Annotated in this window: 10 protein-coding genes and 8 tRNA genes; 5 read left to right on the forward strand and 13 right to left on the reverse strand. The window is 44.3% G+C overall.

The annotated features are described in order from the left end of the window. Positions 1–28: 28 nt before the first annotated feature. Positions 29–391 carry a molybdenum cofactor biosynthesis protein MoaE gene (locus ACZ5V1_RS02675; RefSeq protein WP_464390489.1) on the reverse strand — a complete coding sequence of 121 codons (363 nt, stop codon included), beginning with the start codon at positions 389–391 and terminating at the stop codon, positions 29–31. Between the two features lie 33 nt (positions 392–424). Here ACZ5V1_RS02675 and ACZ5V1_RS02680 point away from each other — a divergent pair, with 33 nt between their 5' ends. Further along, the gene (locus ACZ5V1_RS02680) at positions 425–3,037 is read left to right on the forward strand and encodes a tetratricopeptide repeat protein (protein WP_464390490.1); all 2,613 of its coding nucleotides are present in this window, start codon (positions 425–427) and stop codon (positions 3,035–3,037) included. A 493-nt stretch (positions 3,038–3,530) separates the two neighbouring features. Here the strand turns inward: ACZ5V1_RS02680 and ACZ5V1_RS02685 are convergent. The 8 genes from ACZ5V1_RS02685 to ACZ5V1_RS02720 all read right to left on the reverse strand — a co-directional run bounded on the left by ACZ5V1_RS02685 (position 3,531) and on the right by ACZ5V1_RS02720 (position 4,418). After that, a tRNA-Gly gene (locus ACZ5V1_RS02685) sits at positions 3,531–3,605 on the reverse strand. 7 nt (positions 3,606–3,612) lie between these two features. Next, positions 3,613–3,687, reverse strand: a tRNA-Cys gene (locus ACZ5V1_RS02690). A gap of 27 nt (positions 3,688–3,714) precedes the next feature. Continuing rightward, a tRNA-Gly gene (locus ACZ5V1_RS02695) sits at positions 3,715–3,789 on the reverse strand. A gap of 7 nt (positions 3,790–3,796) precedes the next feature. Then, positions 3,797–3,871, reverse strand: a tRNA-Cys gene (locus tag ACZ5V1_RS02700). Between the two features lie 26 nt (positions 3,872–3,897). Next, positions 3,898–3,972: transfer RNA gene (locus ACZ5V1_RS02705), tRNA-Gly, on the reverse strand. 44 nt (positions 3,973–4,016) lie between these two features. Next, positions 4,017–4,091 (reverse strand) — tRNA-Gly (locus tag ACZ5V1_RS02710). Positions 4,092–4,179: 88 nt separating this feature from the next. Next, positions 4,180–4,254: transfer RNA gene (locus tag ACZ5V1_RS02715), tRNA-Gly, on the reverse strand. An 89-nt stretch (positions 4,255–4,343) separates the two neighbouring features. After that, positions 4,344–4,418: transfer RNA gene (locus ACZ5V1_RS02720), tRNA-Gly, on the reverse strand. A 522-nt stretch (positions 4,419–4,940) separates the two neighbouring features. Here ACZ5V1_RS02720 and dksA point away from each other — a divergent pair. The 3 genes from dksA to ACZ5V1_RS02735 all read left to right on the forward strand — a co-directional run bounded on the left by dksA (position 4,941) and on the right by ACZ5V1_RS02735 (position 7,985). Further along, on the forward strand, positions 4,941–5,303 hold the full coding sequence (gene dksA / locus ACZ5V1_RS02725; RefSeq protein WP_464390491.1) for an RNA polymerase-binding protein DksA: 363 nt from the start codon (positions 4,941–4,943) through the stop codon (positions 5,301–5,303). 6 nt (positions 5,304–5,309) lie between these two features. Further along, the gene (locus ACZ5V1_RS02730; protein WP_464390492.1) at positions 5,310–6,908 is read left to right on the forward strand and encodes an NFACT RNA binding domain-containing protein; all 1,599 of its coding nucleotides are present in this window, start codon (positions 5,310–5,312) and stop codon (positions 6,906–6,908) included. A 108-nt stretch (positions 6,909–7,016) separates the two neighbouring features. After that, positions 7,017–7,985 carry an NAD(P)-dependent alcohol dehydrogenase gene (locus ACZ5V1_RS02735; protein WP_464390493.1) on the forward strand — a complete coding sequence of 323 codons (969 nt, stop codon included), beginning with the start codon at positions 7,017–7,019 and terminating at the stop codon, positions 7,983–7,985. Positions 7,986–8,071: 86 nt separating this feature from the next. Here ACZ5V1_RS02735 and ACZ5V1_RS02740 read toward each other — a convergent pair whose 3' ends face one another. The 4 genes from ACZ5V1_RS02740 to ACZ5V1_RS02755 form a co-directional block, all read right to left on the reverse strand. Then, positions 8,072–8,521: a hypothetical protein gene (locus tag ACZ5V1_RS02740; RefSeq protein WP_160717607.1), complete on the reverse strand. Its 450-nt coding sequence runs from the start codon at positions 8,519–8,521 to the stop codon at positions 8,072–8,074. Positions 8,522–8,682: 161 nt separating this feature from the next. Next, positions 8,683–9,843 carry a SufB/SufD family protein gene (locus ACZ5V1_RS02745; RefSeq protein WP_464390494.1) on the reverse strand — a complete coding sequence of 387 codons (1,161 nt, stop codon included), beginning with the start codon at positions 9,841–9,843 and terminating at the stop codon, positions 8,683–8,685. Positions 9,844–9,845: 2 nt separating this feature from the next. Further along, positions 9,846–10,643 (reverse strand): ABC transporter ATP-binding protein, encoded by a 798-nt coding sequence (locus ACZ5V1_RS02750; RefSeq protein WP_160717615.1) that lies wholly within the window; start codon positions 10,641–10,643, stop codon positions 9,846–9,848. Between the two features lie 138 nt (positions 10,644–10,781). Further along, positions 10,782–11,549, reverse strand: a complete 768-nt coding sequence (locus tag ACZ5V1_RS02755) for a rhomboid family intramembrane serine protease (RefSeq protein WP_464390495.1) — start codon at positions 11,547–11,549, stop codon at positions 10,782–10,784. A gap of 484 nt (positions 11,550–12,033) precedes the next feature. On the opposite strand from ACZ5V1_RS02755, the gene ACZ5V1_RS02760 reads away from it, so the two are divergent. Further along, on the forward strand, positions 12,034–12,762 hold the full coding sequence (locus tag ACZ5V1_RS02760) for a substrate-binding periplasmic protein (protein WP_464390496.1): 729 nt from the start codon (positions 12,034–12,036) through the stop codon (positions 12,760–12,762). The last annotated feature ends 121 nt before the right edge of the window (positions 12,763–12,883 follow it).

Here is a 12,883-nt window from a genome sequence, read left to right on the forward strand (position 1 = left end):
TGAAAAACAGAAAAATGCCGATTATTACTTAGGCAAAAATTTCTTCTTTGGTAACTGCTTCGGACTTGATTCTATCGAGCAGTTCAGCAAGAGTTGCTTTTACGTTTTCACGAATGTCGCCTGCAACAATAAGGTACATTACATCGTCACCGGGCGTGAAGTCACCTTCATACGCTTCGGTAATAATGCGGTAAATGCCTTCGCTCTGTTCAAGCTCTTTACGAATGCTTTCGATTTTATCGTAATCATGACGAACACGAATCGCTTTAACTTCTCGTCGGTCTTTGCGAGACCAACCGCGTACTGTACCGTTATGAATAAGTGTCATGCCGACATTTTCGGCAAAACCCGGGTCTTTTTTCAGTTCAGCCAGAGTTCTGGTAATGTCCATAAGTCCTCCCAAAAGTAATGGTGAAAGGTAGATATGCCTCATTTATCAAACTTGCTCAACAAACTTCCTATGTTCCAGGAATCCCGCATGGTAGCCACTGGCTATGGCATGTGGATTAGCTGGAATGGCGAACTTAATCCGGCAGTAGTGCAGACATTGCAGGACTATGGTGGATTGCAGGTAGAAGTTGATAGAGATCAAGCGTTATGGTTCTTTTTTAGTTCTGATGTTTTTTTGGCAGCAGCCAGATTAAGTGTTTGGGCTAAATTTAATGCTTTGCAACTCTATGCTCAGCTAATTCCGGCAAAACTATTGTTCAGCCCGAAACGTGAAATTACGTTTTCAGTTGAACCGTCATTAATGGCGCAGTCCGTTATTGTTTCCGATAGCTGCCAGATTTTGGTGCATCCCAAATGCCGCAACGATGGCAGGGGGCTTCCGGGGCTGACATTTAAGCCGGAAGGTACCCGATCCGGTTTGGCTCCTGTGGAATGGGCATCGCTGATGGTTGATCCGCGGCTTCCGTATCAGTCTTCTTTGGGGTGGTACGGTGTTATTAAGCCGCTTGGTAACACCATGGAAAAGAATTTTCTCGAAGGCTGGCGTGCTTACGCCAGAGAAATGAAAACTCTTTTTGAACGGTTGAAAATTAAATTTCTTGTTCAGGATAGCTATTTAGTTTTTCAAATAGAAAACTTGCATATGCTTCGCCAATGGACGCGCGAGCACTTGATGCATGTGGAAAATCTTAAAGCAACTAAGCGGGAAGCATATTGGCCTGCTGTTGTTGCTGTGACAAACAAGCGCGGGTTGAACTTTAACCCTGATTTGCCGAAAAAAATGGCACTGGATTGGAACCAGCTTGTTCCAGATTTTCCACACATGAGCTTCCGCTCCGGCTACTTGCTCGGGCGCTCTTTTGAAGTGCACGATGTTAACTTCTCTTTAGATGCAAGCAGCGTTGATGACTGGTGTAAAGTTACACTAACGGTTGATCATTCGGTAGAAAGCGGCATGTTGCCGGTGCAAATTTCTAAGCATCTTATTGCAGGCAGCCATGACCATTGTTTTTATTGTGGCATGCGCACGCACCCATCTCATCAATGCCCTACGCGCTCGTTAACTAAGCTTGCGCCAAAAGTGTGGCATGAACTTTCAAAATTAAATTTTGATGAGTTCAACAAAGCATTCGAAACGATTGAGCAAAAGCTTAGTACTAAGGATGATACAGTACTCACCAATATTCAGGCTTCAAAAGAACATGATGGTGTTCTGCTGAATGCAGTTTATGGTGTGAACCAAATTTCGCAGTTGCGTATGATGCAACACATGTGGATTTGCCGTGGCAAAGATTTTGGGAAAGGCTTGAATGATGTAGTTCCGCGTGATGATAATCCCGTCTGGAGTGCGCTAACGTATGTGCTTTCAGGTGATTTGATTGTAGCGGACAAGGAACTTTCAAACTTGGGAATCCGTGCACCGCGTGATGCAAGGCCGCGAATGCTTGCTGGTTTTGTTTCAATGGAGCGGGGTGACTATCATAAAGCCATGATGATGTGGAAAGAAGCAGAAATTCTTTCCGGTCCGATGGTAAAACAAGCGTACTGCGTATTTTTGCAGGCACGACTGCTCGAATTTACTTCCCAGTTCCAACAGGCTTCTGAACTGTACAGCCGAGTGCTGCGTATGTGTCCAACAATGCAGGATGCTCAGTATCGTAAGTCCGTCTGCCAGGTTAAAATTGGCTTTGCAGAACAGGCCATGTCTTCACTTATTTTATTAGTTGAAAAAACACCTCACTACTTTAACAGAGTGCTTATTGATCCAGAGATGGAGCGTGGGCATATTCAGGTTTTATCAGCTCTCTATGGGCCTTGGATGGAAGCTGAAAGCAAGGTGGAAAAGGCAGTAGAAAAGCTGGATGGGCTGAAAAAAGAAGTCAACGAGTGGTTTGATGATGGAAGCCCATTTTTTGTAAAAAGTATGAAGCGGATTGAACGAATGACCGCAGCAAGCGACATTAAAAACTATGTATCGTTCATGCTTATTCTCCATGGTTGCCAAGATCTTTCTAAGGATTTGGACAGATATGTCACGAAAGAAGCAGGCGAGCTGAAAAAGAAATTTCAGGATCAAAGAGAACGGTTGAGATATATTAGGGAAGAGGCGGCATGGTTCCCGTTCCCACGAGCACTTGTTGAGTTTAATAAAAACTACAATGTGTGTGCTGCGAATATTAAATGGGCATTGAAGACTCATTTTCAGGTCGCAGATATTTTTAAGAAAGCGCAGACTGTCGCAGAGACAGAAGAAAAGCGTCTTGAAAAGCTCGAAAACCGCTTAAAATTCTTAAAAGTTGTTCGAGATTCCACGCTGTTCATGCTCATTATGGCTCGTACCTTCTTCTGGGTAGAGGTTGCCTTTATGTGCATTGTTGTCATCGCATTGCCTTTGTCCATGTTCTATGGGCAACAGTCGGGCATGGAATGGGCAACGGGGCTTTTGTTTAAAGAGAAATGGGATATTCAGAAACAGCTAATTCTAGGATTCTCAATATTCGCCATTATCGTATCGTGTTTCCGTACTGTTATTGTTTTCGATAAAGTGCGTGAGAAATACTTTAATAAGGCGCGCGGTATTGCCTGATGACGATTCGTAATACTATCAGTTGGCCTTTCTTCTAGCCTGCTGCTAAATAAGAAATAAAAATCCCCTGTACAAATTGCGTACAGGGGATTTTTTTTGCTTAACGGCTTAACGGCTTAACGGCTTAACGGCTTAACGGCTTAACGGCTTAACGGCTTAACGGCTTAACGGCTTAACGGCTTAACGGCTTAACGGCTTAACGGCTTAACGGCTTAACGGCTTAACGGCTTAACGGCTTAACGGCCTAACGGGCTGTTTCTTTCATCAAATGGTACACGAGCACATGAAGGCGTTTTGTAGCGCTGCGTATCATTATATATAGGGGGATAACGAGGTGCCGCTGTTGGGATAAAATGGATAGGTGGAAGCGTGTGTTTCAGGATATTGAAAAGATAACAGCTAAGAGAGTAGGGGAGTTCTAGAGTGGGTGCTTGTGCTTGCGAGATGATAGACGCAAAAAAAGCCAGTTCAAAGAACTGGCTTAAAGTGCACTTGGAGCGGGAAACGAGATTTGAACTCGCGACTCCAACCTTGGCAAGGTTGTACTCTACCACTGAGTTATTCCCGCTTTTGAGTGGAGGCGACATCCGGATTTGAACCGGAGAATGGAGATTTTGCAGACCTCTGCCTTACCGCTTGGCTATGTCGCCTCAAAAGAGAAAAAGTAAATTTTTAAATGGAGCGGGAAACGAGATTTGAACTCGCGACTCCAACCTTGGCAAGGTTGTACTCTACCACTGAGTTATTCCCGCTCTTGAGTGGAGGCGACATCCGGATTTGAACCGGAGAATGGAGATTTTGCAGACCTCTGCCTTACCGCTTGGCTATGTCGCCTCAAGAGAAAAAACTTAAATTTTAAATGGAGCGGGAAACGAGATTTGAACTCGCGACTCCAACCTTGGCAAGGTTGTACTCTACCACTGAGTTATTCCCGCTCATCATCGCACAGTCTAAAATAAACTGTAACGAAAGTAAAATATGGAGCGGGAAACGAGATTTGAACTCGCGACTCCAACCTTGGCAAGGTTGTACTCTACCACTGAGTTATTCCCGCTCATATTGCTATGAGCAATGCAGACAGCTTTTAAAGAACTTTGATGAGATAATCAAGCCCTAATGTGACTGCTTATTTATTTTTTTAGTGGAGCGGGAAACGAGATTTGAACTCGCGACTCCAACCTTGGCAAGGTTGTACTCTACCACTGAGTTATTCCCGCTCGTGTTGCTTTTCAGCAATGCAGTCAGCTTTTTAAGGGACTTTCTTATGATAATCAAGTCCTAAATTGACTGCGCCTAAATTTTTTAGTGGAGCGGGAAACGAGATTTGAACTCGCGACTCCAACCTTGGCAAGGTTGTACTCTACCACTGAGTTATTCCCGCTCGTTGCGTTGAAACTTGTTTGTCCCAACGGGGGAGGTGTATACGCAGAGGGTACCAGCCGGTCAAGCAAAAAAGATAAATTTTTTCTATTTTTCAACAAAATGGCACAAAACGACTATATGAAGTGTGTATCTACTCTTACGGAGTGAGTGTGGTATGTAGTTGTTGGGTTTGTGTAGATGTACGGCTTGCAAAAACGAGCGTATTCCTGCTTGCTGTAGGTGATAAACTGTTAGCTTTTGTTCAGTGGTACATATTATTAAGTCAAGCCGTATGGTTAATGTGTTCTTTAATAATGGTAACCTTACTTTCTGACGTTACATTTAATGGGATACAACACAATTAGCCCAAACGCATTATAACTCATAACGAGAGCTTTGCTTTTTGAGATATTTTAGTTTATTGGATTGTTCTTCTTTATGGTAATGCGCATACGACCACACTCTTGGCGTTATTTGCAGTGTAGTTTTGGCTGTTATGAGAGTGACGGCCTCAGTTTGATAGATGCCGAGGAGGACATACATGGAACAGAAAGATCTTGATCACTTCCGTACACTTCTGCAGGGGATGCTTGATGAAGCACAGCAGAAAGGTGACGCAACTCTGGACGATCTAACTGATAATAGTGAAATGTTTGCAGATCCTGCAGACCGTGCAACCGCTGAATCCGATCGTGCGTTTACATTACGTATTCGCGATCGTGAACGTAAGCTTATTAAAAAGATTCGTTCTGCTATTACTCGTCTTGACGAAGGCTCTTTTGGCGTTTGTGACGATTGTGGCGAAGATATTGGTATTGCACGACTGGAAGCACGTCCTGTTACTAAATTATGCATTAATTGCAAAAGTAAACAGGAAGAGGACGAGCGCCAGCGCGCTGACTAGTAAACAATGGAAGCACATTTCTTTCGGCGGCTGTGTGTAGAGCTTTCAGTGCACCTTACAGGAGCACGTATTGAAAAGTTCTTTGAGCCAGCCCCTGATACAACTACAATAGTAATACACCGCACCGGCCGGAAGCAGAATCTACTGTTTCAGGCCGGTCGCCGTTTTCCCCTCCTATTTCTCAGTGACAAACGTCCTGTTAATCCGGACAACCCCTCTGCAAAATCAATGTGGCTGCGTAAATATGCCGCCGGTAAACGACTGGGCACTCCCGTTGTAGACTGGTGTAATCGTCGCATTGCTTTTCCGCTTACAACAACTCCTGTAACGTGGCTTGTGCTTGATTTATGTAATGGCGTGTTCATTACAAAAGAAGAGCCGGACTGGGCTGGTTTTGAACCCGCATGGTGCGAGCCGGAAGACTTACCGCAAGTCTTGGCCAGTAGTGATGTGTGGAGCAAGTATCCACAACTGACTCCACCGTTACGAAAAGCACTTTCAGCACTGATTCATGACGATCCGATGGATGCGCAGGCTTTATTCGTAGACTTGGAATACGGCTACGGCACTGTGGAGACGCAAGACGATCTTGATGAGCTTGGTGAAGTCTATCTATATACTAAAGACGGCAAACCTACCGATGCATATGTCTGGCCGTTACCGGAAGCAATTCGCGGAAAGCGTGAAGAAAAGCCGGTAGCAACAGCTATTGAAGCTGCCACAGCAATTGGTGAAATGCGCCTGTTTGCAGAGCTTGCTCAGGCTGAAGCGTCCATTACAGCGAAGCCAGTTGTTGCTGCATTAAAGCGAACAAAGAAGACCCTTGGCCGGTTGAATCAGGAAAAGGATCGTCTCGAGCGCATGATTGCAGGGCAGCAACAAGCCGTACTTTTGCAGGCTAGCCTGTGGCAGATTGATGCAGACCGTAAACTTCCTTCTATCACTCTGACAGTTCCGGAAGGTATTGATGGATTGGTGGCTGGTGAAGAGTGTACTATCACGCTTGATCCCCGAAAAAGTATTCGTGAAAATATGGCGCACCTGTTTAAACAGGCTACCCGTGGTAAACGCGGTATAGATATGCTTGCTGAACGACGTCAGGTTCTTGAGATGCAATACGCACGACTCCAGCGTGGCGAGGGTGAAGTTCCTAAGCTGCAAACGGAGAAGAAGCTTAAAGGTGGTGCGTTAAAACGTCAGCAGAAACAGCAGGCGAAGGATAAATTTATCCAGCGTTTCAGAAGCTCTGACGGTTTTCTCATGCTTCGTGGACGCAATGCTCAAGGGAACCATGAAATTCTGAATAGAGTTTCATCCTATGATTTGTGGTTCCACGCAGAAGATGGACCGAGTGCCCACCTTGTGTTGCATTTAGATTACCCTGATCAGCAGATTCCTGAGCAGACCTTGAACGAAGCCGCTATTCTTGTTGGTGTTAAAAGTTGGCAACGAGAAGCTGAGCAGGCTAGCATTATGTTTGCCCGAGTGAAAAATGTACGCAAAATTAAAGGCGCTGCTGCCGGTAAAGTGCGTGCGGAAGCTGAAGGCTCCCTCCTTGTAAAATTGAATCCAGAACTTGAAGAGACCCTAAAGTCAAATATGTAAGTTGCGTTCTTTGTCGTTACAACGAAACAATACTGCTTATACCTTGGAACCTTAGGTAGACTGGTAAAAGTATGTTGCGAAAACGTGTAACAAGGAGTCGTTTCGCATATGTCTTTTCATCAGCAGACCATGACCGTTATGGTCTTGTATCCAGAACGCGAACTCGAACAGCAGATTGTGTTTGAAGAACGTCCTGTTCCTGTGCCCGAAAAGGGTGAGGTGCTGGTGCGAGTCCGTGCAACTTCTATTGGCGGGCGTGACAAGCACTTGTTTGCCATGGATGAGTTGGGTTGGCGTACGAAAAGACGTCGTGCTGAGCGGGGTGTCATTACCGGATATGAATTTTCTGGATCTGTAGCTATTGCTGGTGAGCGCTTTAAAGAGGGCGACGATGTTTTTGGATATACAAACTTTCGTAAGGGCGGAGTGGCCCACGCGGAATATGTGTGTGTGTCTGAAGGCATGATTTTTTATAAACCTGACAAGCTTAGCCATGTGCAGGCTGCGACAGTGCCCGTTGGCTGCATGACATCCATGCGAGCCTTGCAGGTGTTGGCAGGTTTAAAAAAGAACCAGCGCATTCTGTTAAGTGGTGCTTCTGGTGGTGTTGGCATTTATGCTGTGCAGTTTGCCAAAATGCTCGGTGCAGAAATTACCGCTCAAGGGCGTTCATGGCATCAGCATGAATTGCTGCGACTTGGGGTGGACAACTTTATTGAGTACACTCAGGAAGAAATTCTACATTCTGATGAAACCTATGATGTTGTTTTTGATGTGGCAGGTATTTGGAATCTTGAAGAGATTGCACCGCATCTCACATCAAAGGGTGTCTATGTTACGACTCATCCAGAACGCGATCGTCTAGGCATCGTCTCTTCATATTTCACCGCTAAGAAATCAAAATATCTTTTTGTTTCTCAAGGAAACACTAAAGTTCTTGCTTCCGTGGCTGTTCTTTTTGATGAAGAAAAGCTTGAGCCTATAGTAGGAAGCGTCTCCCCGTTTTTAGAAGCTCAAAACGAGTTTATGCCGCAGGATAATAAGGTTGTAGGACGCAGGGTGCTTTCTCTTGAATAATGGTATGGTTCGTATTCATTGTTTACGTCAGAAGTCAGGGATGCTTGTTCATCCCTTTGTCCCCTAGCACCACACCAGTGACGGCTTTATCCAAAGAACGCGCCTTTTAATTCATCAAGCATACTTTTGATGGAATCTTTCAATTCAATCAGCAATTTTTGTGCTTCTTTTGTCTCAGCTTTTAGTTCCTCAAGCTCATCCTGCATGTCTTTCTTGCATAAGGTGTAATCTGTTGTGGATTCAGCCCGGTCCATTATGGTCTGCTGTTTTTCATCAAGGCTGCGAATCATTTTTTCAGATCGTTCCTGAGAGGATTCAACAAAGTCATTAAACGAAGTGATCTCATTTTCGTTGGCGCGCTTGTTAATGGCTACAAGTGCTTCTGTGGATACTTCGATTGATTTGGCCAGTAATCGGGCACTGCTTGCAAGTGGCTTTGCGTAATTAATACATTCTTCGTTAGCGTATGCGGGCATGCTGAAAGACAGCATGTATGTGCAGATGATAGCAAAAGCTATTGTTGCGAATCTCTTCACAATAGATCTCCTGTAGCTTGTTATAAAATAGTACTGGATTGTTCAACTGTACTTTTTTCATGACGTTTCATTCCAGTATAGTTTGTGTGCTGTATCATACAAAAAAATCCCTCTGAAGTACGGCTTCAGAGGGATTTTTTATTCTGTACGAAAATAGCAGGTTACATTGCGTCGCCTGCGTCGAGCTCATCAATCTGCTGTTCAATAGCATTTTGAAGCTCTTTAGGAAGCCCATCCATTTCCACGTTAAGGAAGCCGCGGACAATGGTAGAGGTTGCTTCGTCTTCGTCAAGACCGCGAGCCATGAGGTATTCAATTTCTTCCTGAGCGATTTTACCAACGGCAGCTTCGTGAGAAAGCTCAACGCCGTCCTGATCGGAATCAAGTTCAGGAATTGCATGAATACGGCCGCCGCCGAGAATAAGACCTTTGCATTCAAGGTGACCGCGAGCAGGAACAGCATCAGCACCAATGTAACCACGGTTGATAATAGTACCACCGGTGGTCAGTGTGCGTGCGATGATTTCTGCACGGGTGTTAGGAGCCTGCATTTCAATGCGGTTACCGCAGTCAATGTAGGAGCCTTCCGGAGCAACGATAACAGAGTTGAATCGTGCTACAGAGTTTGCACCTTTAAGGGTAATTTTCGGGTACATCTGCAAGTCTTTAACAGGCTTGAGCAGAACGTAGTTGCTAAGGAAAACAGCGTCTTCTTCCAGAACACCTGCGGAGCGTGGTCGTACTGCTGTATCGACACTCCAGTTGTGAATCATGGTGAAGGTAAGCTTGCCACCCTTATGAACGTAAAATTCGGAGATGCCGAGGTGAGCAGATTCTTTAGCGCCGTGTGCAGTTGCACAACCGGAGATAATATGAAGCTCTGCGCCTTCCTCAACAACAACGATGTTATGAACGTTCTGTGAGATGCCTGCTTTGTCGATAAAGAGACATGACTGAACAGGTTCAGTAATTTTTGCACCAGCTTTAGCACGAATGAAGTACCCGCCATGCAGGTTGTCATATGTTGCTCTGGTGAATTCATCTTTGTCTTTATCAACAAGCTGCCAGTAGTATTCCGGAAGACCGTCAAACTCTTCAAGAGCAGCTTTGATGTCCATAACTTCAAGACCTTCACGTTTGGTCTTGCAGTGAACACCGGAGTGGTTCAAATGCATGAACGCGCCGGACTCACTCGGGTTGTTTACATCAATGCCCGCAAAAAGCAGACGTTCTTTATCTTCAGCAGAAAAGCCGGAGAAATCTTCGATAGCTGCTTCAGTAGCACCTTCAGTGCTGTACTGGGAAAGATCGATTTTTTTCATGTCTATGAAGCCTCGTTAAAGCTGGAGAGGTCGAGGATCTCGCCGGTTTCAGCGGAAAGACAGCGCAGACATTCCTGGTAACCGTGATTGGAAATATGATCGAGAATGTCGCGTGGGTTCGCTTCACAACAGAGCTTACCGTTGTACATTACCTGACCGCGGTCAGCATTCACGTATTCGAGAATGTGGCCGGTGTGGGTAATAATAAGACCGGAAGTGTTTGAACGCTTAATTGCCTTTTTCATGGTGCAGCCTTCTGCAAGGCCATCGAGCAAGTTGCGTGCAGTTTTGCCGATGAGAGCCATGTTTTCTAGGTCAACGCCGGATTCTGGTTCGTCAAATAAAACCATATCAGGACGCTGTGCCATTAACTGGAGCATTTCGGAGCGTTTAATTTCGCCACCGGAGAAGCCTGCGTTAATGTCGCGATCGAGGAAGTTGCTGAAGTTAACCTTTTTAGCAAGGCCTTCAACATCAACTTCACGTCCCTGACCGCACATCCGTACGAGATGGCTGGTTTTAAGACCGTGAATTGTAGGAGGGCGCTGGAAGGACATGCCGATGCCGAGGCGGGCACGTTCATACATTGGAGCGTATGTAATGTCCTGACCCTTATAAATGATCTGCCCTTCAGTAACAGTGTAGTTACCAAAACCCATGAGGGTCATAAGCAGGGTAGTTTTACCGGAGCCGTTTGGGCCAAAGAGAATAAACGTTTCACCGTCTTCGATAATGAGGTCAATTCCTTTCAGAACTTCTTTATCGCCGATGTTAACGTGAAGATTTTTAATTTCAAGCATGAGAGAACCGTCCTTACGGGATCCTTTTTCAGTCACGACTATTGTAACTGGACGTCCCGTTATGCGGTATCAATCGGCTCAAGTCAATCGTGTTTTGAGTTGCAAATTAATTCTTAAAGGTTGGTAAGTGGTGGCTTATCATTCTTTTGGATTGCGAACCGTGTCCGGCTTCGGGGTAATGATCTCTGGTCTGACAGGTGGTGTGCCTTCCGGTACTTTACAGTAATAGCATCGGTTCTTTTTCCGAAACAACGGTAGTAATAGAATGCCACTGATGAATCCGCCGATATGTGCCCACCATGCTACGGAATTACTGGCATGACCGCTTAATGCTGCAATGCCGAGTACGACCTGTATTCCTACCCATAATAAAAGAAAGAAGACCGCTGGTAGATAAAAAAAGAATGGAATAATGACGATGGGGATGAGTGTAAGAACTTTCGCGTGTGGGTACAGCAGGAAATACGCCCCCATAATTCCCGCAATAGCACCTGAAGCACCTACCACAGGCGCAGTACTTGTGGGGTTGAACAACATATTAATGAAGATAGCAACAACACCGCAGGTGAGATAGAAGAGCAAAAAGCGCAATGGTCCCATTACGTCTTCTATATTGTCACCAAATATCCACAAAAACCACATATTAAAAATGATGTGTAACCAGCCACCATGAATAAACAGGTGCGTAATAAATACATATTCTGCATCAGGTGGAAAATGCATGCTTGCTGCCCACGTTGGATTAGTAAAACGCGCAGGAACAACGCCATATACATAAAAAAATTCAGTAAGCTGAGATATTGGCAGTGATTTTTCAAATAAAAAGATAATAGAACATACTGCAATGATTGCATACAGCATGTATGGTTTATGGACACGTGGTATAGAGTCGTGGAGTGGGATCATACCTCACTATAAACCAAACATACTGACCTGCCTAGTACATTTGAAACAACACTTGTGTGTATAAAAAGTCAATTGTGACTAAATGCAATGCGTGAACACTGTACAGTGAATTGTATATAGTGGAGTAGTGGAAATGTTTTATACAGTTACGAGGGATTAAAGCTTTGATAATCCAGTAAAGTTAGGTACAACATTCTGTAATGTAACAAAAAAAATGAAAAAATAGAGTGATTATGCAGAGAGGAAAGCCACTATGTCTTTCATTCAATATCGCGAGGATGATTGAAAGATTGACGGTTGATGTTGTATTTTTCTCTTTTGTTAAAGGTAGATACGATATGTTCAATTTTTGTCATTACAGGGTCGTATGTAACACATAGTGCATGTTTGTTGCTATTCATCGACTGCATAAGGAGCTGGTATCTCCTTGTGTTTCCATGTTTAGTATAATTATCATTACTAATATGACGGGGGTTGGGGCGCAATGAAACGTTTTTTGCTGTGTCTTGTCATGGTGCTGTATGGCTGTACTTGTGCTGTTAATGCAAATGCAGAGTCATTTGTAGTTGGATTAATGAATGCAGATAGGCCGCCGTATTTTTGGAGAGATGAAACTGGTGGGTACAGAGGGCTTTTCATTGATGTCCTAGATGAAATTTCAAAAGAGACTGACCTTCATTTTTCATACAAAGCACTGCCAAAAGCACGCATTCGTTTGTATATGACCGTAGGCAAAATTGATGTTGAAATGGGAATTGCCAAGCAATGGCGCAAGAAGAAAGCAGAAATAAAGAATTCTGTTTATTCAATTCCTTTTATGGAATCAAAAGAAGTCTATGTGACTAGTGCAAGGCAAGGCAGCTTTGATTCAGAATTGAATATACCTAGAGGTGATAAGTTCTGTGGAATTTTAGGGTTCAGTAAACCAAAGGGCAGCAGCGAGAAAAGTCGGGTAGATTTCTTATCGGAAAAGCAGCTTCTTAAAATGATAGATAAGAAACGATGTGACTATACAGTTATGCCTCAGGATATTTTCCGCTATTTACTGCGTGGGAATACCTACAAAGTGGTTGCATCTGACCCTATTTCAACCCACGCAATGCGGCTGCGCTTAAATAGGCAACATGAATGGTTGGTTCCGCGGATTGATGCTGCGTTGCTTAGGATGAAGTACAGCGGGCGACTCGCAATCATTCTTGACCGTTACAAGTAGAGTTGTACACGGCATTGTGTAAGGCACATGGTATTTCTGGTATGAACTTTCTTAGCTTCATAGAGATCTTGAGCTTTTTGTTTTGAGATAAAAATTTGTTGTATGGCGTCTTGATTGGTTT

The organism is Halodesulfovibrio oceani subsp. galateae (assembly GCF_055397225.1).

Excerpts from the sequence above, each read along its gene's own strand:
- ACZ5V1_RS02675 (WP_464390489.1), bottom strand. The coding sequence starts at position 391 with ATGGACATTACCAGAACTCTGGCTGAACTGAAAAAAGACCCGGGTTTT.
- ACZ5V1_RS02680 (WP_464390490.1), top strand. The coding sequence starts at position 425 with ATGCCTCATTTATCAAACTTGCTCAACAAACTTCCTATGTTCCAGGAA.
- dksA (WP_464390491.1), top strand. The coding sequence starts at position 4,941 with ATGGAACAGAAAGATCTTGATCACTTCCGTACACTTCTGCAGGGGATG.
- ACZ5V1_RS02730 (WP_464390492.1), top strand. The coding sequence starts at position 5,310 with ATGGAAGCACATTTCTTTCGGCGGCTGTGTGTAGAGCTTTCAGTGCAC.
- ACZ5V1_RS02735 (WP_464390493.1), top strand. The coding sequence starts at position 7,017 with ATGTCTTTTCATCAGCAGACCATGACCGTTATGGTCTTGTATCCAGAA.
- ACZ5V1_RS02745 (WP_464390494.1), bottom strand. The coding sequence starts at position 9,843 with ATGAAAAAAATCGATCTTTCCCAGTACAGCACTGAAGGTGCTACTGAA.
- ACZ5V1_RS02750 (WP_160717615.1), bottom strand. The coding sequence starts at position 10,643 with ATGCTTGAAATTAAAAATCTTCACGTTAACATCGGCGATAAAGAAGTT.
- ACZ5V1_RS02755 (WP_464390495.1), bottom strand. The coding sequence starts at position 11,549 with ATGATCCCACTCCACGACTCTATACCACGTGTCCATAAACCATACATG.
- ACZ5V1_RS02760 (WP_464390496.1), top strand. The coding sequence starts at position 12,034 with ATGAAACGTTTTTTGCTGTGTCTTGTCATGGTGCTGTATGGCTGTACT.